The organism is Oscillatoria nigro-viridis PCC 7112 (assembly GCF_000317475.1).
Classification (GTDB): domain Bacteria; phylum Cyanobacteriota; class Cyanobacteriia; order Cyanobacteriales; family Microcoleaceae; genus Microcoleus; species Microcoleus nigroviridis.
The window spans coordinates 6927477-6953946 of record NC_019729.1 but is presented as its reverse complement, the minus strand read 5'-3'; the positions used below and the strand labels follow the sequence as shown (position 1 = coordinate 6953946).

Sequence of the window (26470 nt, the reverse complement as noted above, 5' to 3'; positions counted from 1 at the left end):
TGCCATGACTGTTAACCTAAAGGTTAGATTAGCCAGCCAATACTTTTTAGTAGCCTCTGGTGTTAGGCTTGTGGACGATGAAGCTGAGCACTTGGCACTGCTTCACGTTGTCAAAACCCATGACGCGGATGTAGCACTGGGGGTATTCTTGACGGCAAGCTTGAATTTCTGTCATGATTTCCGGCAGTGATTTTGCACCAAACAAAGGCAACTTCCACAGAGTCCAATAGTGCATTTCAGCGGCAGAGCTTTCGCTGAATTCTACGCCGGGAATGTAGCCTTGATCCAGGATGTACTGGAGTTGCTTGGCAATTTGCGCGTCTGTCAGCGGGGGCAAATAAGACAGAGTTTCGTAACGGCGCTCTTTAGGTAAAGTCTTCATTTTTGGTATCTCTAAGGTGTGTGTTCGATCGCACAAGTCGATCGCTCAACTGGACAAATTATCCAGATTCGGTTCAGAATCAATTGAACTTTCAGGATTGCTGCTAGGGAGAGACCAATTAAGTTGCGTGATTCGCTCCAAATGCTGGCGCCTGTGTTCCATATTCGCCTGTTGAATGTTAGTGCGAACCATCTCCGGCAAAAATTCCACTACATCATGAGCGAGATACTCCCGGACAGTCATGATCCGAAATCCCAAATCTTGATTTTCCAACAGCAGTTCTTGAATGTAAGCTTCTCCGTCTTGGATTTTGCCCTTTGAGGAAAAGTCGTTCAACCAGATTGCCAGAGGAGGGTTGGTTTCGCTCAACTGAGCGACCACCATCCGCACGGATTGATAGGTTAGGTAACTTGCCAGCACCTTAGCGGTGTCTTTCGCAACTTGTTTGAGATCCATTTTTGACCCCAGCTCCCTCAAATTTTAGATTTTGGATTTTAGATTTTGGATGCAAACTTACTTGTAAATCTTCTTCAAAGATAAAGACTTCCCAGCAAGTTTGCGATCTCAAACCTAAAATCTTTAACCCAAAATCATCAGACGGTATCCATTGCTTCAAACTCGAACTTGATTTCTTTCCACAGTTCGCAAGCAACGGCCAATTCAGGGCTCCAACGGCAAGCTTCGCGGATAATGTCTCCGCCTTCGCGCATCAGGTTGCGACCTTCGTTACGAGCTTGGACGCAAGCTTCCAAAGCAACGCGGTTAGCAGTTGCACCAGGTGCGTTACCCCAAGGGTGTCCCAAGGTACCGCCACCAAACTGCAAGCAGGAGTCGTCGCCGAAAATTTCCACCAAAGCAGGCATGTGCCAGATGTGGATACCGCCGGAAGCAACCGGCATGACACCGGGCATGGAAGCCCAATCTTGGGTGAAGTAGATACCGCGAGCGCGGTCTTGTTCGATGTGGTCTTCGCGCATCAAGTCTACGAAGCCCATCGTGATGCCTTTTTCGCCTTCGAGTTTGCCCACAACTGTACCGGAGTGCAGGTGGTCGCCGCCGGACATCCGCAAGCACTTGGCAAGTACGCGGAAGTGGATACCGTGGTTCTTCTGACGGTCGATCACGGCGTGCATGGCGCGGTGGATGTGCAGCAACACACCGTTGCGGCGGCACCATTTGGCCAAGCTGGTGTTTGCAGTGAAACCACCGGTCAGGTAGTCGTGCATGATGATGGGGGTTTTGATTTCCTTAGCGAACTCAGCCCGCTCCATCATTTCTTCGCAGGTGGGGGCGGTTACGTTGAGGTAGTGGCCCTTGACTTCGCCGGTTTCTGCTTGAGCTTTTTCAATAGCTTCTTGAACGAACAAGAAACGATCGCGCCAGCGCATGAACGGCTGCGAGTTGATGTTTTCGTCGTCTTTGGTGAAGTCCAAACCGCCGCGCAGAACTTCGTAAACGGCACGACCGTAGTTCTTAGCAGACAGACCCAATTTGGGCTTAATTGTACAGCCCAGCAAAGGACGACCGTACTTGTTCAATTTGTCCCGCTCGACGGTAATACCGTGAGGAGGGCCTTGGAAGGTTTTCAGGTAAGCAATGGGAATCCGCAAGTCTTCCAACCGCAGAGCGCGCAGAGCTTTGAAACCGAACACGTTACCGACCAACGAGGTCAGCAAGTTGGTGACTGAACCTTCTTCAAACAAATCCAAAGGATAAGCAATGAAGCAGATGTATTGGTTGTCTTCACCGGGAACTGGCTCGATGTCGTAGCAGCGACCTTTGTAGCGGTCGAGGTCGGTCAGGAGGTCAGTCCAAACAGTCGTCCATGTACCTGTAGAAGATTCAGCAGCCACAGCAGCGCCTGCTTCTTCTGGGGGAACTCCCGGCTGCGGTGTTACCCGGAAAGCCGCCAAAACATCTGTATCCTTTGGGGTGTAGTCCGGCGTGTAATACGTTAGTTTATAGTCTTGAACTCCGGCTTTATACCCAGCCTTTGATTGAGTTTGGGTTTGCGCGTAAGCCATATCTCGCTTCCTAGTATTCGCTTAATTTTTTTGCCCGATCGCAGGCTTTTAAAAATATATCAACAAAGTGTCACTCTCCAATTTTAATATTCTTTTAATCATCATAAGTATTGTTTATTTTGCTTTACATTAGGCAAATATTTGTAACATATCTTATGAAATGCCAGCGGCGAAGGATGCAGGAGGAAAGGCTGGGGATCGCAGAGTCGGGAGTAATTTTGAGCGACCGAAAGATATGGTGCAGCGAGCCGAACAGCGGATCTATACGGTTTATGTAAAGAATTTAATACTGAAAAATCAGAATTGGTCAGGGGTAATGGGTCAGGGAGAAGTAGTTACAAATACCTAAAGTTGTGGTTGGTAGTTGAGATCGATCTCAACTGCAATCCAGTATGCAATCTAAAATCGAAAATCCAAAATCTAAAATCTAAAATCCCGTGAATCGGAGACCGCCAATTCAAAAATCGACAGCATAGCACATAATATGGACAGGACTTGTGCTCTCAAACCAAATCCCCCGTTACAGCCATTTAACCTCGCTGAAAACCGGGTTTCTGCGTTAGCTGCGCGTAAGTCTACTATGGATATTTAGCCCCATTTTTACTCTGGTTGTGCCTCACCCCCCTTCAAAAGCCGTCCACTGCATCAATCCAGATTGCCCAAGGCCCTACCCTCAGACTTGGGGCAACAATTTTTGTCATAGTTGCGGGGCTCCGCTGCGGCTAAAAAATCGCTACGTGCCTCTAGAAAGCCTCGGTTCCGGGGGTTTTGCAGCGATTTTCACAGTCTGGGACACAGAAACTCAAACCGAGCGCGTCCTGAAAGTGTTGCTCGAAACTTCCGCGAAAGCCCTGAAACTGTTCGAGCAAGAAGCTTGGGTTTTGGCACTTTTGCGGCACCCTGGCGTCCCTAGAGTCGAGCCTGACGGTTATTTTCACGTCCAAACGCAAAATTTTGCAGGCGGGGATGGAAATCCTGCGGCGAAGCGGCTGCCTTGTTTGGTAATGGAAAAGATTCACGGCAAAACTTTAGAAGAAGTTCTCGACGAGCACCCTCAAGGATGTCCGCAGGAATGGGTGTTTAGTTGGCTGAGTCAAGCTGTGGAAATTTTAGAGGAGTTGCACAGGTGTCAGATTATTCACCGCGACATTAAACCCTCAAATTTGATGCTGCGAGACCCGGAATCGCCCCAAGTTTTGCTAAGCAAGGGTTTGGGCGGACTGCAATTGGTGGCGATCGACTTTGGGGGAGTTAAACAAATGGGCGGTGTCGAATCCGTGGGGAAAGATTCTCGGAGTTCGACGCGGTTGATTTCGCCCGGATACAGTCCGCCGGAACAAATTGTGGGTGGCGGTGTGGTGCCGGCGACGGATTTTTATGCCCTGGGGCGGACTTGCATTCACTTGCTGACGGGGAAGTATCCGGCGGAAATTGAAGATCCGATGACGGGGGAGTTGCGGTGGCGTCACATTGTATCTGTGAGTCCGGCTTTGGCGAATTTGTTGGACGATATGGTGCGATCGAACGTGCAGCAGCGTCCGGCGACGGCTGGCGATGTTCGGGCGCGTTTGCAGGAGATTTATGCTAGGAGTAAGGGCAAAATCGCAATCGCCCCAATGGGTCAAGCTATTGTAGAATTCTGCAGGCAAGTAGTGGTGGCGGGGGCGCAAAAAACGGCAAGTTTGACGGTTTTGCTGTTCGGCGCGATCGCCCAAATTGTGGTAGCTTCTCTGGATACGGGCTGGGAAATGGTGCTGGGTGCCGTTGGTGGAAGTGCGGGGGCGATCGGCGGTTTGGTTTTGGGTTATGCTTCGCCTCTAGGCCCGGAAATTGCCAATTTTCTGAATGAAGGTTTGCACCAATTAATTCCTAACATGACTTTCGCTGTCGGGCCGGAAGTGCTGCTGTTTGGATTTGCGGGGTTCGGAACTGCGATCGGTTTGACGGATGCGGGGAGTTTTCGCCAGCAAAAACAGTATTGGCTGTCTGGATTGATGGGAGCTCAGGGCTATTTGTTGGCGGGTTTGTGCTGGATGGAAGCAACAGCTTCTAGTGGTGTGCAGGGGGTTATTTTGGGAGCTTTTGCGATCGCCTCTTTGACTGTGGGAATGGGTTTGCGGAGCCATCAATTAGTTCACGCTTTGGTAGTGGCTGTTTTCTCTACGGGAATGTTTCTGTTTCTGAATGCTTGGAACATTTTTCCGGGGAGTTTCTTTGGGATTTTTTCACTGTCTAACGTTACCTTCGGCTGGCTGCAAGTTTGGGGTTCAATTGTGTTTTTTGGTTTGTTGGGAAGTGCGATCGGGCTGTGTTTGGGAGTAAGTCATTATTTAGTTGTGCCCGTGCTCAGGTGGTTGGGATGGCGGTAGAAATTAACACCAAATCAAGATGCTAATCAAGTCGTTATCAATTAAGTCTGTCTCAAGATTTTCAATGGTTGGTGCTCTGGCGATCGCCCTTGCGTTCATCAGCCCCAATCTAGCCAAAGCCGAATCGCGAGAACAAGCCGTCGATAGATTGACCGATTTCTTATTCTACAGGGTTAATCCTCAGTTAAACAATCGCAAACTCCAAGCTGGCGATCGCGAATATAGCAATCAATGGCGGAGATTGCGCGAAGCGATCGATCCGCGAGTCAAGTCAGTACAAGAAGTCTGCTATGGGTCAGGACCAGGAGATACAGGATGGGAATTCACGACAATTAACGGCGAAACCTACGAACAAACCTACGATTTACTTGCAGATACAATTTTTTACAGCCGCCATCCTCAACGCACCGGACAGCCAATTCCCAAAAGCGATCGGATCGGCATTAGTGAATGGTCAGCAATTCGACGCGAAATGTATATTTCCAATTGTGGACTGTGAGACTCGATCGCCTTACACAGCAGCATCGATCGAAGATAACTCCTAGAGTAGAGGTCATCTCTACACAACTCTGTAAAAAGAAAGGTTTTTAACCGATGAGTATGAAAAATTGGATATGCGATCGCATTCTTGTTACAACCAGAATTATTGCACCATTGATGGGACTAATCGCCATTGGATATACAAGTTTTGCAGGTGCTGCCCCACAGCAACAAGTTCCCAGCACAAATAGTGCACACATCGATACAACAAGTAAAAAAAATTACCTGAATAATCCAGAAAAAAATTCAACAATCGAGGCTTTAAATAAAAAAGTTCAAGTCAGCCTTGAAAATTCTGTAAATGCCCCAAAAAAAATACCTCTTCAACAAGGTATGCCATACAAAGAGGCGCGTCAAATCCTGATTCAACAACGGTGGCAGCCCAGCTTACAGGGTCAACCTAACCTCAGAGATCGTTCTGTTAAAGAGCTATTTGATTTGGGATATAAAGAGATTAAGGATTGTTCTGGTACAGGAGAGGGGCCTTGTCGTTTTGAGTTTATCAATCAACAAGGAGAACTGCTAGTTATAGTCGCTACCACAAGAGGTTCTGAAAATACAAAACGTTTTGTGAGGAATTGGTGGATTGAGAAAAAGACAGATAGCAATCAACAAAAATCGTCATCAAACATAATTCAAGAAGGTCGTTATTGGTTGGGAGGTACGGATCGGGGTTTAGAGGTAAAGGGAAAACAATATCGATATTATGACGAGTCTAATATCGAGCGACCGTGGCAACCTCTCTCTGAGTTACAATATATCAAAAAAGGGGTTGTGTTTGATGGGAGCAATTATTGGTGTTTATCTACTCTCGCACCTAAAACAGGAGGAGTTTCTTGTTCTAAAAATGGATGGCAAGATAAAAGTTATAACTAGCTATATCGGGGATATAGCAATTCTTGCAGGAGTTGTCAAATTTTTACCCCACCCCAACCCTCCCCTTGGTAAAGGGAGGGAGTAAGAAATTCACAAATGATGCGAGGATTGCTATATTGAAAATTTTATTGGGTTTGATAGTGCTAATTAAATCAGTTTCAATTAAGTCTAGATCGAAGTTTTTAGGGGTGTGTGTCTTAGCTATAGCCCTTGTACTCGGTGGCGCCAATCTAGACAGTGCTACAGCGCGCGATTATGAATCACGCACTCAAGCTGTGGATAGGTTTACGGATTGGTTTTTTGATAGAGTGAATCCTCAATTAGGAGGTCGCAAATTGCGATCTGACGATTCTGCTGCCTACATCCGCGAATGGAATGCTATTCGCCGTACAGTCGATCGAGAAATGATTACTACACCAGGAGATTGCGTCGGTGATGCTTTCTGGGACTTCGATTATCGTTCTCATGGGCGATCGCTCGATCGGATTGCAGATACAATTTGGGATATCCGCGATCCATCGGGCGACAAAACTCGTGCAGATGTTTCTAAACAAGAATGGAAGAAGCTTCGCAACTCAATCATTAGAGAGCATTTTTGCTATTAACCTGCAACATTTATTAAGAGATTTTTCCCCTCTTACTTTTACTCTGGCGTTGCGCGGACGAAAGTTTGAGTCTATGCAGCGATTTCAAGATCCGAATCATCGAGGAGTTAACGAACCCAGATTTGATATCATAAGTAATACCCAGAAATAATATTATATTTTTGCACTAAAATGTCAGTCACTACTCATCAATTAATTCAGTGGAAACAACAACAGCGACCAATTGTTGCCCTGACAGCTTATGATTATGCGATCGCCCAACTCATCGATCTAGCAGGCGTAGATATCATCCTAGTCGGTGATTCTCTCGCCATGACAGTCTTAGGCTACGAGACAACACTGCCGCTAACCCTCGATGAAATTCTGCACCACGCTAAAGCGGTGCGCCGTGGAGTTAAACAAGGATTAATTGTGGTCGATTTGCCGTTTTTGACTTACCAAGAAAGTCCCCAGCAAGCCATGCACTCGGCGGGGAGAGTTTTGAAAGAAACAGGCGCTCAAGCTGTAAAATTAGAAGGTGGATATCCAGCAATGGCCGCCACAGTTTCGCAGCTAACATCCGCCGGAATTCCGGTGATGGGCCACGTCGGTTTAACTCCGCAGTCGGTACACCAACTCGGTTACAAAAAACAAGGAAAAACGGCCCAAGCAGCCGATCGCATCATAGCAGAGTCGATCGCACTTCAAGAAGCCGGTGCCTTTGCGATCGTCTTAGAACACATTCCCGCAGACTTAGCCGCTCAAATTACCCAAAAACTAACTATTCCCACCATTGGTATCGGGGCCGGGCCGCACTGCGACGGTCAAGTTTTAGTTACTTCCGATTTGTTGGGACTTTCTGAAAAACAGCCGCCTTTTGCTAAAGCTTACGCCAATTTGCGAGAAACAATTACCCAAGCTGTGAAAGATTATTCCCTCGAAGTTAGAGAAAGCAAATTTCCCGAATAGGTTCGCAGTGAGGACTTGAGTCCTTAAAAATGGGGACTAAAATCCTCACTGCAAACCTCATTTACACTTTCGGCTGGCCCTCTTCCTCTTTATCCTTCTCCCGATCGACATCTCGATCGTCAGATTGACCAACCCCTTCCTTAAAACTCCGCAGGGTTTTGCCCAAAGCATTTCCTAACTCAGGAATCTTCTTGGGGCCGAAAATTAGAATAGCGAGTACCGCAATAATGCCCATTTCAGGCAATCCCAGACCAAACATACAAAATCTCCTGTAAAACTGGCTCGATCGTAAGTCAATCTACTGATATTGTTAAAGTATCTACCTTTTTTCCTGCATCCTGCAACAGTAGAATCAAGTTTTATTAAGCTATCCCCCGATAAATAGGAATGTTAGAAATATCCCAGCCTTCCCTCCGCGAACAACAGCACTACCTCATCCGCAAATTAGCAGACCGGATGGAAGCAGTCTGGCACCGCTATCTAGACCTCGAACCCTACCACCTGCCCGCTGAGTTGGGATACGTAGAAGGGCGCTTGGAAGGAGAAAAACTAATCATTGAAAACCGCTGCTATCAAACGCCCCAGTTCCGCAAAATACACCTGGAACTCGCTAAAGTCGGGCCGGTACTTGACATACTGCACTGCGTGATGTTTCCCAGACCGAATTATGCTTTGCCGATGTTCGGTACGGATATAGTAGCAGGCAAAGGCAAAGTTAGCGCCGCGATCGCAGACCTTTCTCCCCTCAATCGAGATCGAACTTTGTCGGAAACCTACCGAACCCAACTGAAAATTTTGCCGGTCAACCAATTTTCTTGTCCCCGCCAAATTCCAGAATGGGGGGATATTTTCTCAGAATTTTGTCTGTTTGTGCGGCCAGAGTCGATGGAAGAAGAAAACAGGTTTCTGGACATAGTTGAATCCTACGTGGAAATTCACTGCCAACAGGCAGTCGCCTCCGAACCAGTCTCTGCCGCCGAAGAATCGAAAATTCTCGACGCTCATATTTACTATTGTAGCCAGCAGCAGCAAAATGACAAAACCCGCCGCGTACTCGAAAAAGCTTTCGGTCAAGATTGGGCGGAACATTACATGACGGAGGTGCTTTTTGATTTCCCTAAATAGCTGAAATTTGTTTACAATACTTAATAGTAGGTGGGCAAAACTTAATTAGGAAATCACCTACTTTATCAGTAATGGGAAAGGAATCACGGGTCAAGGATAAATCATTTTTAAAACCCCCAGGGCGAGGAGTCATCGGTTTAGCGATCGCTGCCACTGTCCTTACCACAGGAGTCGGTTTTTGGCAAGTATCTCAACTTAGAAAAGCCGAAGAGTTAAAGGCGGCGGCTGCAAAGGCTGCTGCAACTTCCGTCCCCACCCGCACCAGCGTTACTGCTTTGGGTAGGTTGACTCCCCAGGGGGAAGTTATCAAATTGTCGGCCCCTTCGGCGTCGGAGGGAGCAAGAATTGAACTGTTGCAGGTGGAAGAGGGCGATCGAGTCAGTCAAGGACAAATCATAGCAGTTCTCGATACGCGCGATCGGCTCCAAGCAATCCTCCAACAAGCCGACAAAGAAGTCAAAGTCAAACAAGCAGAATTAGCGAAAATTCAAGCAGGCGCAAAAACCGGTCAAATCGGCGCTGGGAAAGCCGAAGTGGCCAAGTTTGAAGCACAAGTGCAAAGAGAAACCGAAGGCGAACAAGCTAACGTCGCCCGCTTAGAAGCTCAACTGCGAAGAGAAACCGAAGCCGAACAAGCTAACGTCGCCAAATTTGAGGCCGGGCTGCAAAGAGAAACCGAAGCCGAACAAGCTAATCTTGCCAAATTTGAGGCACAACTCCAAAGAGAAACTGAAGTACAGCAATCCAAATTGGCTAGGCTAGAAGCTCAATTGCGCGGCGAAATTGCCTCTCAAAACGCTACAGTCGATCGGCTAAAAGCCGAATTAACCAACGCCGAAGCCGAGGAAAAACGCAATAAAGAACTCTCCGAAACAGGCGCAATTTCTGCTTCGGCATACGACACCAAACGTTTAGCAGTAGAGACGGCTCGCCAGAGAGTCAAAGAAGCTCAAGCTGTATTAGAAAAAACTGTGCAAACACTGCAAGAGCAGATAGTCGAAACTAAAGCCACAGTCAAACAAACAGTAGAAACAGGCAAGCAGGAAATCAATCAATCCCGAGCCAATCTCCGACGCAAGTTAGAAACAGGCAGGCAGGAAATTAACCAAGCCAGAGCAACCTTAAACCAAAAGATAGAAACAGGACGAGAACAAATCAATCAAGCCGAAGCAATACTCAAACAAAAAGCAGAAACTGGCCAAGAACAAATCAATCAAGCCAAAGCAAATCTAGACCAAATTGCCGAAGTACGTCCCGAAGACGTGCAAGCCGCCCAAGCCGCCGTAGAAAGTGCGATCGCCGCCAAACAAAAAGCTCAAGTAGACTTAAACTTAAGTTACGTCAAAGCACCCGTATCCGGCTACGTTCTCAAAGTTCACAGCCGACAAGGAGAACGTGTCAACACTCAAGATGGCATCGTAGAACTAGGCGGCACCGACCAAATGTACGCCGTAGCAGAAGTTTACGAAACCGACATCGCCAAAGTGCGAAACGGCCAGCGTGCAACAGTCACCAGCCCCGTTTTTGCAGGCACTTTGGAAGGAAAAGTCGCTCGCATCGGCAAACAAATCAGCAAAAAAGATGTCCTTAATACAGACCCAGCCGCCGACACCGACGCGAGAGTTATCGAAGTAAGAATTCGCCTCGATCCGGAATCGAGCAAGAAAGTTGCAACCTTAACAAACTTGCAGGTTGAAGTTAAAATAGACATTTAAAATTGGTAATTGGTAATTGGTAATATCATGTCCGATCGAGTGACCGCGATTAAAAGGGCGGGTTTTTGAGATAGGAGATTGTTGGCAGGTATTGTTGGTGAACCCGCCCCTACCGTATTAGGGGTAATCGACCGGACATAATATAATTGGTAATTGATAATTGGTCAGAGGAGTTCTTCCCTCTTCCTCCTTCCTTATTCCTTCTTCCTGACATCCGTTACATCCGTTACATCCCGTACATAATCCGTTGCCGAACTTCCTTCATTGTATGGCCAAAATACCACTAGCTTGGGCACAATTAACCCGCGAAAAAATGCGCTTAGCAGTCGCACTAGCCGGCATTGGCTTCGCCGACTTGCTAATGTTTATGCAGTTCGGGTTTAGAGACGCGCTTTTTGAAAGTTCGATCACCTTTCACGCTAAATTAAAAGGGGATATTTTTATCACCAGCACTCAATCTACGGCTTTAATAGCCATGAAAAGTTTTCCCCAGCGTCGCTTGTATCAAGCCTTGAGTTTTGACGGCGTTACAGCAATTAGTCCGGTATATTTAGGCTTTGGATTGTGGAAAAACCCCGACCCCAACCAGCGAAATACTCGGCAATTGATGGTAATCGGTTTTGACCCCGCTCATCCCATCTTTGAGCTGCCTGAAATCCAAAATAATTTGGACAAAATCAAAATTTCGGATGTGGTTTTATTTGACCAAGCTTCCCGCCCGGAGTTTGGGCCTGTAGCAGAATATTTCAAACAGGGAAAAGTTGTTGAAACTGAAGTTGACAATCGCCGCGTTACGGTCAAGGGGTTATTTACTTTAGGAGCATCTTTCGGTGCTGATGGCAATCTGGTTACTAGCGATTTGAACTTTCTGCGAATTTTTGCATCGCGCCGAACGAAAGGTTTAATTGATATAGGAATTATTCACTTGCAGCCGGGAACCGACGTTCAAGCTGTTGTGGAAAAAATGAGGGCATCTTTGCCGAATGACGTGCGAATTTCTACTAAAGCAGAGTTCGTTGAAATTGAAAGAAAATATTGGGAAGAAAGTACCGCGATCGGCTTTGTTTTCACTCTCGGCGCGGCTATGGGATTTATCGTCGGCATCGTGATTGTTTATCAAATTCTCTATACCGATGTTACCGACCACTTGCCGGAATACGCGACGCTGAAGGCGATGGGATATAAGGATTTTTACTTTTTGAGCGTGGTGTTTCAAGAAGCTTTGATTCTCGCAGTTATCGGTTATTTGCCGGGGTTTGGAGTTTCTTTGGTGCTGTACAATTTAGGGAGAAATGCTACAAGTTTGCCGATGTACATGACTTTGGGGAAAGCTCTAACTGTGTTTGTAATGACGCTAATTATGTGTGGTGCGTCGGGGGCGATCGCGGTGAGGAAATTGCAGGCGGCCGATCCGGCAGATATATTTTAAATTTGGTAATAGGTAATAGGTAATTGGTAATTGGTAATTGATACTATCCGTCAGAAACAAAGATGTCAAATTATGTTATGTAACGCTATGCTGTAAAAGAGCATCAATCTCGATCGCGCTCTTCCTCGGTGATACGCTATGACCCAAAGCTTCAATCCCACAGCGTTGCCTCCCGCCTTTCCCGACCACACGCAACTCCCCGAATCTGACGGCACGTTTGTGAAAAACTTTCAAGAACATCCTCAGAGCATTTTGCTCACCGATTCTCTCGAAACCACTCTCCAAAACCTGCACCCCGACGGACAATACGCGATCGGGCAAGATTGTGGCATCTACTGGCGCGAAACTGACCCTCCAGAAAAGGGTGCCGAAGCCCCTGACTGGTTCTACGTCCCCAACGTTCCACCCCAATTAGACGGGCAATACCGCCGTTCCTACGTGCTCTGGCGCGAGTATATTGTGCCGCTGATTGCCATTGAATTTGCTTCGGGTGATGGTTCCGAAGAACTCGACAGCACCCCTTTATCTGCTTTACCCTCTGGGGGAAACCAGAAACCGGGAAAATTTTGGGTATACGAGCGGATTATCAGGATTCCCTACTACGCTATTTACAAGATTCAAACCAGTGAATTAGAAGTCTACAACTGGGTGAATACTCGCTATCGGCGTTTGGAACCGAACGATCGCGGGCATTACCCGATCGACCTGATGGGTGTAGAGTTGGGTGTATGGTCGGGTAGCTATCAAAATCAGACAATGCAGTGGTTGCGCTGGTGGGATAGCGAAGGGAATTTGTTGCTGACGGGGAGCGAGCGAGCTAGATGGGAAAGCCTGCAAGCCGAACAGGAACGCCAAAGGGCCGAGGCCGAACGAGAACGGGCCCAACAGGAACGCCAAAGGGCCGAGGCCGAACGAGAACGGGCCGACGCCGAACGAGAACAAAAAGAGCGATTGGCGGCTTATTTGCGATCGCAGGGCATCGATCCAGATCTCATTTGAGCCGGGGTTGTCGATCTATTTGTTGAGGAAAAATCAAGGGCGATCGCTATAATTTTTGGCAACAAATCACACCTCCAAAAATTAGTTAGCCCTGCTCTAGAAAAATCAAAAATAGCAAATCTTATGACTGAGGTACCAGCATTCCGCCGATGAACGCAGTGCAGTCGATCGATTTTTTAGCTTGTTTGAAGAGTTTGTCAATCGGGAGAAAGTTAAAGAAGTTGACGATCGACGGGTTGAGAGTAGTAGGATTTTGTGAGAGATATGAATGGCGATCGCACTTTAAGAGAGACAGTCAGTAACGAGAAGGAATGCGTAGGCGTAGCCCGTCGCAGACATCGCACTTGATGAAGAATGATTCGAGAGGCGATCGCATCTTGTTCACTAGAGCGCCAGTCCAGTAAAAGAGGTTGACAAAAAGCACTCTTTGCGATACACTGCCAAAACCATCCATATCGGCGCACTCGCACAGAAGTAGTATGTTGGGTGGGTATCGGCGTTTGGAACCGAACGATCGCGGGCATTACCCGATCGACCTAATGGAAGTAGAGTTGGGTGTATAGTCGGGTAGCTATCAAAATCAGACACAGCATTGGTTGCGCTGGTGGGATAGCGAGGGAAATTTGTTGCTGACGGGGAGCGAGCGAGCTAGGGTGGAAAGCCTGCACGCCGAACAAGAACGCGAACGGGCCGACGCCCAACGAGAACGGCCCAATCGCGAACGAGAACAAAAAGAGCGATTGGCGACTTATATCATGTCCGGTCGATCGACCGCGATTTTTGTAGGGGCTCCCCTCACCAACAATACCTTCCAATAATTGACAATCTCAAAAACCCGCCCCGACCGGGATATTATGGTTAATCGATCGCACATGATATTATTTGCGATCGCAGGGAATCGATCCCGATCGCATATGAGCCTGGGCTGTTGCTATACAGCGTATTCCAGGTTGATGAAGTGTAGGGACAAACGCTTTCGCCGTGTCCCTACGGGGATAGAACGATGGGCGGGGGTACTTCATAAACGTGGAATCTGCTGTATATAGCATTAGTTCGATCTTGTTAAATATAGCCATTACTATGAATACTTTACCAGTTGTCTCAATTAAAAATCTCAATCATTCCTTCGGCGAAGGACAACTTCGCAAACAGACCTTATTTGACATCAACCTAGAAATTTATCCCGGCGAAATCGTGCTGATGACTGGGCCTTCTGGGTCTGGTAAAACAACATTATTGACATTAATTGGAGCTTTGCGATCGATCCAAGAAGGTAGTCTGAAAATTCTCGACCAAGAATTGCGGGGAACGCCGAAAAATAAATTAGTTAAAGTCCGCCGCGACATCGGCTATATTTTCCAAGCTCACAATTTGCTCAAATGCTTGACAGCTAGGCAAAATGTGCAAATGTCTTTAGAACTCCACAGTCATCTTTCTCCCCAAGAAACTAATGATAAAATAGAGGGAATGCTGCAAGCTGTAGGCTTGGGAGAAAGAATAGATTATTACCCCGACAGTCTTTCTGGCGGGCAGAAACAAAGAGTCGCGATCGCCCGGGCGTTAGTCAGCCAGCCGAAATTAGTATTAGCAGACGAACCCACAGCAGCACTAGACAGTAAATCAGGTCGAGATGTGGTAGAAATTATGCGAGGTTTGGCAAAAGAACAGCACTGCACTATTTTGCTTGTTACCCACGACAACCGAATTTTAGATATAGCCGATCGCATTATTCACATGGAAGACGGCCACCTCGCACAAGATACATCAACAACGGCGGCAACCGGCGTTCTTTCGGGAAAATAGGGAAAATAATATTAATCCACCTCAACTTATTTCCGAGAACCGGGACGCTTTCCTCCTACCTTGGCAGGACTTTTTGTTGCAGCTTTGGCTGGAGTTTTAGAACTACTTTTGCCGTTTTTTTGGCCTTTCGCTCCTACCAATTGGCTTTCAGTGGCATTTGTAGGTCTGCCCGCAGGCGTTCTCGTAGTCCTAAAGGTAACATTCACCCCTTCATTCGACTGTTCCAGAACCAACATCGGCGTCGGCTTGGCTTTTTGATCCCACTCAATATGAACGATGCGACCTTGAATTGTCGGCTGCCAACTGTCGTGGTCGTCTGAAGGACTCAGATAAGTTTCCAAACAGTCAATAATTTGATTAATTGTCGCCGATGTTGCCTGAGTCGGCAATTTCATCAGCTTAATTTGAATCCGAAACAGCACTCGTTTTTCTATTTTTACCGCCGGATCGCCAGTTTCGTATTCGATATCAAACATCGAATCCACTTGCCTGCCGCTGCCCGCATTCCCATTTTTATCTCCCACTGCACCCTGAGTCGGACGCAGGGCAATACTAATTTTCTCTTTGACTTTTACCTTAATCTGATTCACAATGGCAAAGTGAAATACTTCTTCCGCCATTCGCATTCTCAGGTAGTCTAAATTAAAGTCTCGCGAGTGGATAAGGTCGGGATTCTTTTCCATCTTTAACATGGTTTCCAGAGCCATTTTGTATTTTTTCTGGAGTTCTCGATTTCTAAACTCCTCAAATTTGAGCTTTTTACTCAAATCGTCGAGTTTTAGCTTGGTAAACACCGCTAAACCGATCAGCAATAACAACAGTAATCCCGACCCTCCTATTAAGAGTTGGTCTGAGGACGGATCTCCGGGTTTAGCCTTTTTAGGTTTGGGAGAGGCTACTGCCAACCTTGGTTCTACAAGGATTATTTGGGTTGACATGGGCTTTTAAAGGGTAAAATTTGACGCTATATTTATACAGGACTCCAGAGTAGAGCTGGTAGTGCAACCGGATCAACCAACATTGACATCATTCCACCATCATCTTGGTACAACTGGATTTCTGCAACTGGAGCACGCACCCTCTAATTAATACTTTATCTTTAACTGCAAGCAGGTTTCCGAAATATCGGAAAATCGCGCGCTGGCACCGGCCAATAGAAATGGTGAATTGTCTGTAATATATTATACCAATACAGCTACAAAAAATGTTGGTTCGGCGGTCTCCGTTTCTAGAAAAATAAAAAGAAATACACATAAATTAATAGTAACTCTGGGAGCGAGCAGCGGAAAACCTCAAGGAGAACAGCCGATCGCCCGGACGATCGAGGGGCGGACGTTGGGAGAGTGATAATTCCTACTGTTTGCTAACTCCCGCCGTGCAAGCCCACCGGGCGGCTTGCTGTGAGAGTCGAGCTCTCTTTGCGATCGAACAACGTCTCCTTAGCTAAGATTACAGCTAATACCACCAATATTCGATCGTGACCTACGAACCCCTGCACCACAAATATCGCCCTCAGACATTTGCCGAATTAGTCGGTCAAGAGGCGATCGCCCAAACCCTCACCAGCGCCATCCTACAAGAGCGCATAGCACCAGCATATCTATTCACCGGCCCCAGAGGCACCGGTAAAACCTCCAGTGCCAGAATTTTCGCCAAATCCCTCAACTGTATTTCTACGGTTGCCCCCACCCCGACACCCTGCGGCAAATGCAACGTTTGCCAAGAAATTGCCCGAGGTTCGACACTAGATGTCATCGAAATTGACGCCGCCAGCAACACGGGAGTAGATAACATTCGGGATTTGATCGAACGAGCTCAATTCTCGCCCGTACAGTGCCGCTATAAAGTATATGTAATAGACGAAGTTCATATGCTCAGTACCCAGGCATTTAATGCCTTATTAAAAACATTAGAAGAACCGCCCGATCGCGTTGTATTCGTCCTCGCCACAACCGATCCACAAAGAGTATTACCAACCATTATTTCTCGGTGTCAAAAGTTCGACTTTCGCCGCATCCCCCTCGAAGCAATGATTGCTCACTTGCACAAAATTGCCAAATTAGAAAACATCAATATTGCCAGTGATGCAGTACAAATGGTTGCTCAAATCGCCCAAGGAGGTCTGCGAGATGCCGAAAGTTTGCTAGACCAACTGAGCTTATTTCAGGGTGAAGTAACAGTCGAAAAAGTTTGGGATTTAGTCGGCGCAGTCCCTGAAAATGACTTAATGGATTTGCTGCAAGCTATTGATACAGATAACGCTACAGCACTAATAGACATGACCCGCCACCTCATGGATCGCGGCCGTGAACCGCTAATCGTCCTGCAAAGTCTCGCCAGCTTTTACCGAGATTTGCTAATAGCTAAAGCTGCACCGAAACGGTCAGATTTAGTAGCTTTAACCTCGGCAACTTGGGAAAAACTGGCGACTTTTGCCCGCCATTGGGATGCGGAGTTGATTTTGGCAGGTCAGAAACATTTGCAAACCCACGAAGTGCAAATTAAAAATACCACTCAGCCGCGTCTGTGGCTGGAAGTAACGCTGTTGGGATTGTTGCCCTCAGCAATTAGAACTCAGCCACAAGCAACAGCCGAACCAGCGAAAAATGTTGCTCAACCACCACAACATCACCCCCCCCAGTCCAGGGCGGGCACGGGGGCACCGCCCCTACAATCGGGGGGGAACCAGACATCTAATATTGAACAACCTCCGGCTGCCAAACCTCAAAATCCTCCACCGACTTCGCCGCCTGTGGCTAATCGAACAGAAAACACACCTCCTGCAGCGATTCCCGCACCTGTACCAACTGCTGAAACGAATCAAACAAATTATTCACCGACTAATTGGGCCGATGAAATCGATTTAAATCGAGTATGGGAACAGGTACTTGACCGCGTGCGGCCGCATGGCACTCAATCGCTGCTTCGCCAACACGGACAGCTAGTAATTTTTAGCAATAATACTGCTCATGTTAAGATTAGTTCGCAGCCGTTGCTCAATATGGTTAAAGACAAAGTAGCTAATATTGAAGAAGCTTTTGTGCAAATTTTCAACCGTCGAGTAACAGTAAAAGTTGGCTTGACAAATCCCGCTGAAACTAATAGTTCCCGCGCCAAGGATTTGCCCACTTCTAACGGACGTGTTGGCGAAAATCCCAGGAATTCTCATCCTGCGGATGATGCGGGCCAACAGGTGCAAAACTCGGCGGGTTCTGAGATTGCAGATAATTTTTTGGGGAATAGGGGAGAAGAACAAAAACACCCGCCAGCGCCTGAAAATACCGCCGTTAATGTGCCTGCTGTTTCCGAATCGCGATCGCCCACAAACGTTTCTACAGACTCTCAAAATGACTTTAACGCTCAGGCTGTAGCGGTGCGTGATGACGCTCAATATGTCGCGAATACGGCTAGGAAGTTGGCTGATATGTTTGACGGGGAAGTAGTCGATTTGTCGGATGACTTGGAGATTTGGGAGTCGGAAACTTTTAGATTGGAATCTGAACCGGATTTTTCCGAGCTATCTTCTGACTTAGGTGAGGATGATTTTATAGATTGGTAAATGGGAATTGGGCATTGGGAATTGGCTTGACATATAATATTAAGTCCAGTTGATCTTACATCTTGCACTATTCTTAGGAACGGGCTCTCCGGCCTGTTCCACAACGCTCCGCAGTCAAAATCCAGTTTATGCCATAACCGCCAAGGCTGTTGCTATTATAAAACTGTTTTCAGGGTTTCCGCCGAGTATGTCGCTCTCCGCTATTTTGAGTCTGGTAGGTATTATGCTGTGGATATCTGTTGGTATCTGGGATTTTATAGCTTCGGAACTTAAAGAAACCTTGTTTTGGGCTAGGCTTGCAGCACCAGTTATCTTAATTGCTATAATAAGTGCCGTCCTGTTGAGGTAGATAAAAAATGAGAAAAATTTTGAGCGAATACGATTTTCCTTTTTTATTAGCAATTGATTTTGAATCGGAATGGAAGAGAGTGTTGACCGTAGTTAAAAAACATCCTTGGTTAACTGTTGATGGGTATTTTCAGACTGAACAACAATACCGCGATTACAAAATTAGAATGGGGACAGCGGCGAGTGAATTTAAGCTTTGGCAAATCGAAAATTGGAATGATAAATATTATCTTGACCAAATTTATCGCTCTAGATATTGGCTGAGTCAATTAGACTTGATCAAATCGTTTAATTATGAAGATTCAAGTTATGGGTTGAAACACGATTGTGAAAATTGGTGGGGTGTAGAGAAAAGTAAATTGGGTATTCAAGACACTGTGTCTTATGTTGCTAATGGTTGCTTGATTGTAGGAGCTTTAATTTTAGAATGGAAATTCACTGATACTTACCAAGGACATCGATCCCTTAATGTGTGTTTTCCGATTAGCAAAAAAAGTCTGAAACGATTGAAACCCGATTATCGAGGTTAAACCCGAAATGACTAAAAATTCAATTCTGTCCCTCCCTAGCTTTGCCCGACTTTTCCTCCTTTCCACAAATAGATTTCATACTTGATTCTTTAGTCTCTCGTTGCGCTGATTTCGTTCAATAATGCTTTAGAGCGGGCTATAAGAACCCACCCCCCAAGAAAATTTAATTTTTGTGGAACAGGCACGATGCCTGTTCCACGAGAATAGTAAAATATCTGAACTTAAGCTGACTCCGGTTTTGGTAGCGAAGACGGAAGTACCAACAACTCAGCCGTCGATCGCTTCTCAACCATTTCCTTAGTAATCGTACACCGGGCAACATCCTTGCGCGACGGCAACTCGTACATCACATCCAACATCAATTCTTCGACAATTCCCCGCAGCGCCCGCGCTCCAGTTTTGCGGCGGTATGCCTCCTGGGCGATCGCCCGAATCGCCTCCGGTTTAAAGTCCAACTGCACGTTATCCATCTTCAGCAGCTTTTGATACTGCTTAACCAAAGCATTGCGCGGTTCAGTCAAAATCGCCATCAGCGTTTCCTCATCCAGCGGTTCCAACACCGCCGCCACCGGCACCCGCCCGATAAACTCGGGAATCATCCCAAACTTCACCAAATCATCCGGTTCCAGTTGCTTGAGAATGTCAGCAGCCCGCTTTTCCTTCGGCTGAGCTTCTCCGGGCTGAATAAAACCCATTGACTTTTTACCCGTTCTCTGCTCTATCACTTTCTCAAGACCGACAAAAGCACCGCCGCAGATAAACATGATATTGCTAGTGTCAATTTGGATGCAGTCTTGGTAGGGATGCTTGCGGCCGCCTTGGGGAGGTACATTGGCGATCGTCCCCTCCAGCATTTTCAGCAGCGCCTGCTGCACGCCTTCACCCGACACATCCCGCGTAATCGAAGGATTTTCGCTCTTGCGGGCAATTTTGTCAATTTCATCAATATAAATAATTCCGCGCTGCGCCTCTTCCACATCCATATCTGCCACTTGCAGCAGCCGCAGCAAAATATTTTCCACATCTTCCCCGACATAGCCCGCTTCCGTCAGCGTCGTCGCGTCAGCCACCGCAAAGGGTACGTCTAGCATATCCGCCAACGTCTGAGCCAGCAGAGTTTTGCCGCAGCCCGTGGGCCCGATTAACAAAATATTCGATTTTTGCAGTTCTACTTCTTCCGGCGGGTGCTTGCCGCTATTTTTTGCCTGGATAAAGCTGAGGCGCTTGTAGTGGTTGTAAACAGCCACCGAGAGCACCTTTTTCGCGTCATTTTGCCCGATCGCGTTTTCGTCGAGGTAATTTTTAATTTCCCTCGGCTTCGGAATTTGACTCATCAACATACTTTTGCCCGAAGTAGCGCGGCGCTTTTGCGTCGTTTCCTGCTTCTGGGCCACCGCTGCTGCGGGTACTGCACTCGAATCAAACAACTCCTCATCTAAAATTTCATTGCACAAGTCAACGCATTCGTCGCAGATATACACCCCGGGCCCTGCGATCAACTTGCGTACTTGCTCTTGAGACTTGCCACAAAACGAACATTTTAGATGGGAGTCGTACTTAGACATAACAGCCTCTTAATTCAGTGCAGTGACATTCTCTCCCGCCGCCGGAAGGTTTTCTTTAGCGATAACTCGATCGACCAAACCGTAATTTTTGGCTTCTTCGGCTGACATAAAAAAGTCGCGCTCTGTATCAGCCTCTAATTTCTCGATCGGTTGACCTGTGTGGTGCGCTAGCAGTTGATTCAGCTTACGCTTATGATAAAGGATTTCTTTGGCTTGAATCTCAATATCAACTGCTTGACCTTGAGCACCTCCAAGCGGCTGGTGAATCATAATTCGGGAACTCGGAAGAGACATCCGCTTACCGTGGGCTCCTGCTGTCAGCAGAAATGCGCCCATACTCGCTGCCAAACCGTAACAAATCGTCACCACATCCGGGCGAATTTGCTGCATTGTGTCATAAATTGCCATGCCGGCCGTCACCGAGCCGCCGGGGGAATTTATGTACATTTGGACATCTTTTTCTGGGTCTTCGGCATCCAGATACAATAGCTGAGCCACTATCGAGTCAGCAACTTCGTCGGTTACGGGAGTTCCTAAAAACACAATTCGCTCCCGCAGCAAGCGCGAGTAAATGTCAAAAGCCCGCTCGCCCATCCCCGACTGTTCTAGTACCATCGGCACTACATTGCTGGGGCTGGAACTGACATCAAAATCGTTATAGCTTGTAATTAGGTAATTGGAAGATTGAGATACAACCATAAGACACCAGTCAAGGATTCTAGACAATTTGCTGCTGCTGATGAAAGCTTTAAATTAAGCCGCCAGCTTCTAACTATTATGCCTCTTCTGAACGGATATCGGGGGAATGGGGAGTTTTGAGTTCTGAAATTGCTTTCTGCGCTGGGCGCAACGCTGGAGTGACTCCCAAGGCTCGCGGGGTGAATGAGTTAAAATACTCACTTGTCAATCATCGCTGCTTCTAGCGGACACCCCGAGCTTTTAGTAAGGATCGGGCGCACCCGAAGCTTGTAGTTAAGGATTCAGGTGCGCCGTTAAAATCACGGTTGAGTTCATGCCCCAATTAGGACATTTGAACACAGTGAAAAACCTAACACTAACCTTGCGGTGAGCGTGTAGGCTTCGTGTCTCATTTGCCGTTGCTCTGTTGGGGATATCCATTGCTGAATATTCGTCACTCAAGACGATCCAAGTCTTACACAGCATCTCTGGCTTTGCAGCCTTTATCCCTTCGTAAGGAACCCACGCAGAAACCCTGTTTCCCAAGGCAAAAAACTATTACGTATGACAAACTTGGATTGTATTTCACATTAGGACGTATCCCAATCACCAGCGGTCTGTCTTTTCCCCCTTTCTCTCGCAGTTATCCTTGGTAAGCATACTACTGCTACTGTGACCTGTTGTTTGCAGCCGAGTGGGTGGGTCGCAACCACTTATATCTTACCATCTTTTTGTGAAAAATCAGGAAATTTTTGATTATTTCATAGACCTTACTTCACTTATATCCCAACGCCCAATTGAGTACCATTACAGCGTTGGGATATAAGCCAATTGAGTTAAGTTCTATTCTTCGCCTACGACTTCCACTTCAACGCTCGTGGCTGCTTCTGCTGACTCTTCAGCGTCCGATTCTTCTGATTCTTCTGCTGCGGGAGTCAGAGATCCTTCAGGTACGAGTTCGATTGTCCCTTTTTCTTCCAACCATTTCAGGGTTTTTTGTTTGAGCAAGTCTTCTGCTACAAATTCCTGCAACCTTTGAGGGTCAAAATCTCCTCTGGGAAACTGCTTTCTGATTTTTGCTACTTCTGCTGCTACTTCTGCTGGTTCAACAGATAAGGATTCCAGCTTGGCTACTTCTGCCAGAGCTAAATTCTGCTTGAGGCGCTCGACTGCTTCCGGGCGCGAGCGTTCCCGCATCGGGCCCATATTTTCTTCCGTAAACAGTTGGTTGATATCTATCCCGTAATTTTTCAATTGGACGGCTTGTTGATTCAACAAATAATCGATTTCGCGATCGACCATTGTTTCGGGAATTTCCACTTCTATTAGCTGCGCGAGTGCTGCTGATATAGCTTTTTCCTTATTAGCTGATGTCTTGTTTTCTTGGTCTGCTTTAAACCGAGTTTCGAGCGATTCGCGCAGTTCTGCTAAAGTTTCAAACTCGCTGACTTCTTGGGCGAAGTCGTCGTCCAACTCCGGCAATTCTTTTTCCTTAAGTTCTTTGAGAGTAATCGTAAAGACTGCCGGTTTTCCCGCTAGTTCTTCACTGCTATACTCATCTGGGAACTGCACGGAAACTTCTCTAGTTTCTCCCGGATTCATCCCGATCATGCCTTGGATAAAGCCCGGTACAAACTGATTTTCCGATAATTCTACTTGGAAGTCTTCTGCTTGACCGCCGGGAATTTCTGCGGGAGTTTCGCCTTCAGGTGCTTCGGCAAATCTACCGGAGAAATCAACCAAAGCAATGTCTCCCAACTGAGCCGGCCGGCCTTCTACGGGGATTAAAGTAGCTTTGTCCGATCGATATTTTGCCAGTACCTCATCTACCTGAGCCTCATCATACTTAGCTTCTTCTGCTTGAAGCTGCAAACCAGTGTACTGACCCATTTTCACTTCGGGTTGCACGTCAACCTTCGCCGAAAAAATCAGAGGCTGTTCTGGATCGAACTTAGCTAGTAATTCTTCAAACTCGGTGCGAAGTTCAAAACTGCCAATTGCGGCAATTTTTTCTTGTTCGAGGGCTTTTTGCAGGGAATCATTAATCAAATTTTCCAAAGCCGTCGCCTTCAAACGAGTCTGGCCTAGGCGCTGTAGCAAAACTTGACGGGGAACTTTGCCTTTGCGGAACCCAGGAATATTAACCTCGCGAGCAAATTGTTTAATTACTTGCTCGTAGGCTTGTTTTGACTTTTCTGACGGTACTTCGATTTCCAGACCTATTTGGCTAGCTGGAAGTTTTTCCTGGGTTACTTTCATCGGCTTTTTTGATATTTAACAATAGTGTAATAAAATACATACAAATCTGACTTTGCCTGCATTTTAATTTTGTACTTTTGACTCGTAACGGCACAACTACAACACCTTTACCGGATGAGACTGTAAGTCGTTGCCGGCTACTTTTTTGGCTCTTGCCAAATAGTTTTGGTTTGAGGATACTAGCTTTTGCTGCTAGGAATGTGGAGGTTAAGTCCACTAATTGCCGATGCACCATAGCACATATCGCTCTGTGATGTCAATCTTGCCGGCCTCTGCGGCCAGTCAAAGTCAATGGATGGGCCTGCGAAAATTTAGATAGATCGCAAAACTTAACCGGATGCGGATTGGGCGCGGGGCGATCCTGTTCTGCAAGCTTCGCTAACGGCAAAAGATGCTAAACTGGCATTGGGTACGATCGCGCGGATCGATCGGGAAGTTCGATCGCCCGTTTCGGTTAACTGCACCGTTGCCATCCTCTCATGCTCCTGATATCGCATAACATTAATTAAGTTTGATATTGAGAATTGCAGTTATTTAAATTTTTGATTTCGATCGTTTAGACTTTAATTTGTGGAGGAAACTAATTTGTCTCAATCCTATCGAGTTGCCATTTTAGGAGCTACCGGCGCAGTCGGGGCCGAGTTGCTAGAACTATTGCACAGCCGGAGTTTTCCGATTTCTAACTTGAAGCTGCTGGCTTCGGAACGTTCAGCAGGCACAACTTTGCCTTTTGGCGGCGAGATGCTGCCGGTCGAAGCAGTGTCGGCGCGATCGTTTGATAATGTAGATCTCGTACTTGCTTCTGCCGGCGGCTCTACTTCTAAATTCTGGGCTCCGCAAGCGGTGGCAGCCGGGGCAGTGGTCATCGACAATTCTAGCGCCTTCCGCATGGATGCGACCGTACCGCTAGTGGTTCCAGAAGTCAATCCCCAAGCGGCTGCGGCTCACCGCGGTATAATTGCTAATCCCAACTGCACGACGATTTTGATGGCAGTTGCCGTTTGGCCACTTCACAAAGTTAAGCCGGTACAGCGCATAGTTGTAGCGACTTACCAGTCTGCCAGCGGGGCGGGGGCGAGGGCAATGGAGGAAATGAAAGCTCAAGCAAGAGCAATTTTGCAGGGGGAAACGCCCAAAACAGATATATTTCCCTACCCCTTAGCATTTAATTTGTTTCCGCACAACACCCCGATTAATGATTTGGGGTATTGTGAAGAAGAGATGAAAATGGTAAACGAAACTCGGAAGATATTTGGTACGGACGAGATTAAAATTACGGCAACTTGTGTGCGGGTTCCCGTACTGCGGGCTCATTCGGAAGCGATTAATCTAGAGTTTGCAGAGCCTTTTAGCGCGATCGAAGCCAGGGAAATCTTAAAGCAGGCAAGCGGGGTTAAACTGGTAGAAGACTGGCAAGCTAATTATTTCCCGATGCCTGTCGAGGCAAGCGGTAAGGATGAGGTGTTAGTCGGCAGGATTCGCCAAGATATTTCTCACCCCTGCGGGTTGGAAATGTGGCTGTCTGGCGATCAAATCCGCAAAGGGGCGGCTTTAAATGCGGTGCAGATAGCTGAGTTGCTGGCCCAAAAAAATTTGTTGCGAACCCAAGCGGCGGCCGCTTCTAATTAGCGGAAATTGGGGCAATTGGGAAATTGAAATTGGGATTTTAGATAAACCTTTCATCTGAAATCAAAAATTTAAAATCAAAAATCAACAGTCTAAAATCGGAGAAAGTGTGGTAAAGTTTGGACGGGTTCTGACTGCAATGATTACGCCGTTTAAGGAAGACGGCAGCGTTAACTATGCGGTAGCAGAACAATTGGCAGTTCATTTAGCCGATCGCGGTACTGATAGCTTGGTAGTGTGCGGCACTACTGGCGAGTCTCCCACTATGACCTGGGATGAAGAGTACGAATTATTTCAGGTGGTACAAAAAGCGGTGGCCGGTAAGGCGTTGGTAATCGCAGGAGCCGGATCTAATTCTACTTCAGAAGCCGTCGCAGCTACGAAAAAAGCAGCTAAACTCGGGTTAGATGGTTGTTTGCAGGTGGTTCCTTATTACAACAAACCCCCGCAAGAAGGTTTATACAATCATTTTCGGGCGATCGCGCAATCTGCTCCAGAATTGCCTATAATGTTGTATAACATCCCCGGTCGCACTGGTCAGAATATGTTGCCGGAGACGGTGGCTAGATTGGCAGAAATCCCCAACATTGTGGCCGTAAAAGAAGCAAGTGGCAACTTGGATCAAGCAAGTCAAATTCGGTGCTTGACATCCCCTGAATTTGCCATCTATTCTGGAGATGATTCCCTAACTTTGCCAATGTTGGCGGTAGGAGGATCTGGTGTAGTTAGCGTAGCCAGCCATCTGGTAGGAGAGCAACTGCAACAGATGATCGAAGCTTTCGAGGCCGGTCAAGTTCAAGTCGCTACCCAGATTCACTTGCAACTTTTTGACCTGTTTAAAGCTCTTTTTCTCACCACAAATCCCATTCCCGTCAAGACAGCTCTCAAACTTCAAGGCTGGGATGTAGGCTCCACCCGTCCGCCCCTGTGCGATCCGCCCGTTGAGGTAACTCAAAAGTTAAAGGACGTACTGAGTCAGCTAGCAGCAGTATCAGCTAGCAAGACGAGCGAGAACGAGTTTTCAGACAACTGAATATTGGTTGTTATGAGTCATTAGTTCTGAGTCATCAGTCATTAGTAATTAAGTGTT

Annotated in this window: 26 protein-coding genes and 1 pseudogene; 17 read left to right on the top strand and 10 right to left on the bottom strand. The window is 47.0% G+C overall.

Annotation, left to right across the window (positions count from 1 at the left end):
• Window positions 1-46: 46 nt before the first annotated feature.
• From OSC7112_RS28840 to OSC7112_RS28830, 3 genes are all read right to left on the bottom strand, one after another.
• Window positions 47-382, bottom strand: coding sequence for a ribulose bisphosphate carboxylase small subunit (locus OSC7112_RS28840; RefSeq protein WP_015179214.1), 336 nt, complete (start codon window positions 380-382; stop codon window positions 47-49).
• A gap of 45 nt (window positions 383-427) precedes the next feature.
• On the bottom strand, window positions 428-838 hold the full coding sequence (rcbX, locus tag OSC7112_RS28835) for a RuBisCO chaperone RbcX (protein ID WP_015179213.1): 411 nt from the start codon (window positions 836-838) through the stop codon (window positions 428-430).
• 137 nt (window positions 839-975) lie between these two features.
• Window positions 976-2406, bottom strand: a complete 1431-nt coding sequence (locus OSC7112_RS28830; RefSeq protein WP_015179212.1) for a form I ribulose bisphosphate carboxylase large subunit — start codon at window positions 2404-2406, stop codon at window positions 976-978.
• Window positions 2407-2566: 160 nt separating this feature from the next.
• Here OSC7112_RS28830 and OSC7112_RS28825 point away from each other — a divergent pair, with 160 nt between their 5' ends.
• The 6 genes from OSC7112_RS28825 to panB all read left to right on the top strand — a co-directional run bounded on the left by OSC7112_RS28825 (window position 2567) and on the right by panB (window position 7744).
• Window positions 2567-2755, top strand: a complete 189-nt coding sequence (locus OSC7112_RS28825) for a hypothetical protein (protein WP_015179211.1) — start codon at window positions 2567-2569, stop codon at window positions 2753-2755.
• A gap of 262 nt (window positions 2756-3017) precedes the next feature.
• On the top strand, window positions 3018-4775 hold the full coding sequence (locus OSC7112_RS28820; RefSeq protein ID WP_015179210.1) for a serine/threonine protein kinase: 1758 nt from the start codon (window positions 3018-3020) through the stop codon (window positions 4773-4775).
• Between the two features lie 64 nt (window positions 4776-4839).
• Window positions 4840-5274 carry a hypothetical protein gene (locus OSC7112_RS28815; RefSeq protein WP_041622789.1) on the top strand — a complete coding sequence of 145 codons (435 nt, stop codon included), beginning with the start codon at window positions 4840-4842 and terminating at the stop codon, window positions 5272-5274.
• 95 nt (window positions 5275-5369) lie between these two features.
• Entirely contained in the window at window positions 5370-6191 is an 822-nt protein-coding gene (locus OSC7112_RS28810; protein WP_015179209.1) for a hypothetical protein, read from the top strand.
• 188 nt (window positions 6192-6379) lie between these two features.
• Window positions 6380-6796 (top strand): hypothetical protein, encoded by a 417-nt coding sequence (locus OSC7112_RS28805; RefSeq protein ID WP_150111625.1) that lies wholly within the window; start codon window positions 6380-6382, stop codon window positions 6794-6796.
• A 171-nt stretch (window positions 6797-6967) separates the two neighbouring features.
• Entirely contained in the window at window positions 6968-7744 is a 777-nt protein-coding gene (gene panB, locus OSC7112_RS28800; protein ID WP_015179207.1) for a 3-methyl-2-oxobutanoate hydroxymethyltransferase, read from the top strand.
• A gap of 61 nt (window positions 7745-7805) precedes the next feature.
• Here the strand turns inward: panB and tatA are convergent, their stop codons facing one another.
• Window positions 7806-8003, bottom strand: a complete 198-nt coding sequence (tatA, locus tag OSC7112_RS28795) for a twin-arginine translocase TatA/TatE family subunit (protein ID WP_015179206.1) — start codon at window positions 8001-8003, stop codon at window positions 7806-7808.
• Window positions 8004-8131: 128 nt separating this feature from the next.
• Between tatA and OSC7112_RS28790 the strand changes: the two genes are divergently transcribed.
• From OSC7112_RS28790 to OSC7112_RS40310, 5 genes are all read left to right on the top strand, one after another.
• Window positions 8132-8869: a phycocyanobilin:ferredoxin oxidoreductase gene (locus tag OSC7112_RS28790; protein WP_015179205.1), complete on the top strand. Its 738-nt coding sequence runs from the start codon at window positions 8132-8134 to the stop codon at window positions 8867-8869.
• Between the two features lie 71 nt (window positions 8870-8940).
• Window positions 8941-10584, top strand: coding sequence for an HlyD family efflux transporter periplasmic adaptor subunit (locus OSC7112_RS28785; protein ID WP_015179204.1), 1644 nt, complete (start codon window positions 8941-8943; stop codon window positions 10582-10584).
• Between the two features lie 268 nt (window positions 10585-10852).
• Window positions 10853-12013 (top strand): ABC transporter permease DevC, encoded by a 1161-nt coding sequence (gene devC, locus OSC7112_RS28780; RefSeq protein WP_015179203.1) that lies wholly within the window; start codon window positions 10853-10855, stop codon window positions 12011-12013.
• Between the two features lie 138 nt (window positions 12014-12151).
• Window positions 12152-13012 carry a Uma2 family endonuclease gene (locus OSC7112_RS28775; RefSeq protein ID WP_015179202.1) on the top strand — a complete coding sequence of 287 codons (861 nt, stop codon included), beginning with the start codon at window positions 12152-12154 and terminating at the stop codon, window positions 13010-13012.
• 149 nt (window positions 13013-13161) lie between these two features.
• The gene (locus tag OSC7112_RS40310) at window positions 13162-13314 is read left to right on the top strand and encodes a hypothetical protein (protein WP_190274291.1); all 153 of its coding nucleotides are present in this window, start codon (window positions 13162-13164) and stop codon (window positions 13312-13314) included.
• A gap of 82 nt (window positions 13315-13396) precedes the next feature.
• Here the strand turns inward: OSC7112_RS40310 and OSC7112_RS40305 are convergent, their stop codons facing one another.
• On the bottom strand, window positions 13397-13600 hold the full coding sequence (locus OSC7112_RS40305; protein WP_190274455.1) for a hypothetical protein: 204 nt from the start codon (window positions 13598-13600) through the stop codon (window positions 13397-13399).
• Between OSC7112_RS40305 and OSC7112_RS28770 the strand changes: the two are divergent.
• Window positions 13504-13830, top strand: a pseudogene (locus OSC7112_RS28770) (hypothetical protein); the annotation flags it as partial. The gene OSC7112_RS40305 and the pseudogene OSC7112_RS28770 overlap by 97 nt on opposite strands.
• A 262-nt stretch (window positions 13831-14092) precedes the next feature.
• On the top strand, window positions 14093-14815 hold the full coding sequence (locus OSC7112_RS28765) for a DevA family ABC transporter ATP-binding protein (protein WP_015179201.1): 723 nt from the start codon (window positions 14093-14095) through the stop codon (window positions 14813-14815).
• Window positions 14816-14841: 26 nt separating this feature from the next.
• On the opposite strand, the gene OSC7112_RS28760 is transcribed toward OSC7112_RS28765, so the two are convergent.
• Window positions 14842-15753 (bottom strand): hypothetical protein, encoded by a 912-nt coding sequence (locus OSC7112_RS28760; RefSeq protein WP_015179200.1) that lies wholly within the window; start codon window positions 15751-15753, stop codon window positions 14842-14844.
• A 539-nt stretch (window positions 15754-16292) separates the two neighbouring features.
• Here OSC7112_RS28760 and OSC7112_RS28755 point away from each other — a divergent pair.
• Together OSC7112_RS28755 and OSC7112_RS28750 are read left to right on the top strand one after the other, a co-directional pair.
• Complete coding sequence (locus tag OSC7112_RS28755; protein WP_015179199.1) at window positions 16293-18374, top strand: DNA polymerase III subunit gamma/tau; 2082 nt, start codon at window positions 16293-16295, stop codon at window positions 18372-18374.
• Between the two features lie 356 nt (window positions 18375-18730).
• Entirely contained in the window at window positions 18731-19252 is a 522-nt protein-coding gene (locus OSC7112_RS28750; RefSeq protein WP_015179197.1) for a hypothetical protein, read from the top strand.
• 221 nt (window positions 19253-19473) lie between these two features.
• Here the strand turns inward: OSC7112_RS28750 and clpX are convergent, their stop codons facing one another.
• From clpX to OSC7112_RS40300, 4 genes are all read right to left on the bottom strand, one after another.
• Entirely contained in the window at window positions 19474-20817 is a 1344-nt protein-coding gene (gene clpX / locus OSC7112_RS28745) for an ATP-dependent protease ATP-binding subunit ClpX (protein ID WP_015179196.1), read from the bottom strand.
• 9 nt (window positions 20818-20826) lie between these two features.
• Window positions 20827-21516 carry an ATP-dependent Clp endopeptidase proteolytic subunit ClpP gene (gene clpP / locus OSC7112_RS28740; protein ID WP_015179195.1) on the bottom strand — a complete coding sequence of 230 codons (690 nt, stop codon included), beginning with the start codon at window positions 21514-21516 and terminating at the stop codon, window positions 20827-20829.
• 822 nt (window positions 21517-22338) lie between these two features.
• Window positions 22339-23754, bottom strand: a complete 1416-nt coding sequence (gene tig, locus OSC7112_RS28735; RefSeq protein ID WP_015179194.1) for a trigger factor — start codon at window positions 23752-23754, stop codon at window positions 22339-22341.
• 329 nt (window positions 23755-24083) lie between these two features.
• Window positions 24084-24251 carry a hypothetical protein gene (locus tag OSC7112_RS40300; protein ID WP_190274290.1) on the bottom strand — a complete coding sequence of 56 codons (168 nt, stop codon included), beginning with the start codon at window positions 24249-24251 and terminating at the stop codon, window positions 24084-24086.
• 88 nt (window positions 24252-24339) lie between these two features.
• On the opposite strand from OSC7112_RS40300, the gene OSC7112_RS28730 reads away from it, so the two are divergent.
• Window positions 24340-25383, top strand: coding sequence for an aspartate-semialdehyde dehydrogenase (locus tag OSC7112_RS28730; RefSeq protein WP_041623607.1), 1044 nt, complete (start codon window positions 24340-24342; stop codon window positions 25381-25383).
• Window positions 25384-25489: 106 nt separating this feature from the next.
• A complete protein-coding gene (dapA, locus tag OSC7112_RS28725) occupies window positions 25490-26413 on the top strand; it encodes a 4-hydroxy-tetrahydrodipicolinate synthase (protein ID WP_015179190.1) in 924 nt (307 codons plus the stop codon).
• The last annotated feature ends 57 nt before the right edge of the window (window positions 26414-26470 follow it).

Bases quoted from the DNA above. Each gene is read 5' to 3' on its own strand.
- OSC7112_RS28840 (WP_015179214.1), bottom strand. From the start codon at position 382: ATGAAGACTTTACCTAAAGAGCGCCGTTACGAAACTCTGTCTTATTTG.
- rcbX (WP_015179213.1), bottom strand. From the start codon at position 838: ATGGATCTCAAACAAGTTGCGAAAGACACCGCTAAGGTGCTGGCAAGT.
- OSC7112_RS28830 (WP_015179212.1), bottom strand. From the start codon at position 2,406: ATGGCTTACGCGCAAACCCAAACTCAATCAAAGGCTGGGTATAAAGCC.
- OSC7112_RS28825 (WP_015179211.1), top strand. From the start codon at position 2,567: ATGCCAGCGGCGAAGGATGCAGGAGGAAAGGCTGGGGATCGCAGAGTC.
- OSC7112_RS28815 (WP_041622789.1), top strand. From the start codon at position 4,840: ATGGTTGGTGCTCTGGCGATCGCCCTTGCGTTCATCAGCCCCAATCTA.
- OSC7112_RS28810 (WP_015179209.1), top strand. From the start codon at position 5,370: ATGAGTATGAAAAATTGGATATGCGATCGCATTCTTGTTACAACCAGA.
- panB (WP_015179207.1), top strand. From the start codon at position 6,968: ATGTCAGTCACTACTCATCAATTAATTCAGTGGAAACAACAACAGCGA.
- tatA (WP_015179206.1), bottom strand. From the start codon at position 8,003: ATGTTTGGTCTGGGATTGCCTGAAATGGGCATTATTGCGGTACTCGCT.
- OSC7112_RS28790 (WP_015179205.1), top strand. From the start codon at position 8,132: ATGTTAGAAATATCCCAGCCTTCCCTCCGCGAACAACAGCACTACCTC.
- OSC7112_RS28785 (WP_015179204.1), top strand. From the start codon at position 8,941: ATGGGAAAGGAATCACGGGTCAAGGATAAATCATTTTTAAAACCCCCA.
- devC (WP_015179203.1), top strand. From the start codon at position 10,853: ATGGCCAAAATACCACTAGCTTGGGCACAATTAACCCGCGAAAAAATG.
- OSC7112_RS28775 (WP_015179202.1), top strand. From the start codon at position 12,152: ATGACCCAAAGCTTCAATCCCACAGCGTTGCCTCCCGCCTTTCCCGAC.
- OSC7112_RS40310 (WP_190274291.1), top strand. From the start codon at position 13,162: ATGAACGCAGTGCAGTCGATCGATTTTTTAGCTTGTTTGAAGAGTTTG.
- OSC7112_RS28765 (WP_015179201.1), top strand. From the start codon at position 14,093: ATGAATACTTTACCAGTTGTCTCAATTAAAAATCTCAATCATTCCTTC.
- OSC7112_RS28760 (WP_015179200.1), bottom strand. From the start codon at position 15,753: ATGTCAACCCAAATAATCCTTGTAGAACCAAGGTTGGCAGTAGCCTCT.
- OSC7112_RS28750 (WP_015179197.1), top strand. From the start codon at position 18,731: ATGAGAAAAATTTTGAGCGAATACGATTTTCCTTTTTTATTAGCAATT.
- clpX (WP_015179196.1), bottom strand. From the start codon at position 20,817: ATGTCTAAGTACGACTCCCATCTAAAATGTTCGTTTTGTGGCAAGTCT.
- clpP (WP_015179195.1), bottom strand. From the start codon at position 21,516: ATGGTTGTATCTCAATCTTCCAATTACCTAATTACAAGCTATAACGAT.
- tig (WP_015179194.1), bottom strand. From the start codon at position 23,754: ATGAAAGTAACCCAGGAAAAACTTCCAGCTAGCCAAATAGGTCTGGAA.
- OSC7112_RS40300 (WP_190274290.1), bottom strand. From the start codon at position 24,251: ATGCGATATCAGGAGCATGAGAGGATGGCAACGGTGCAGTTAACCGAA.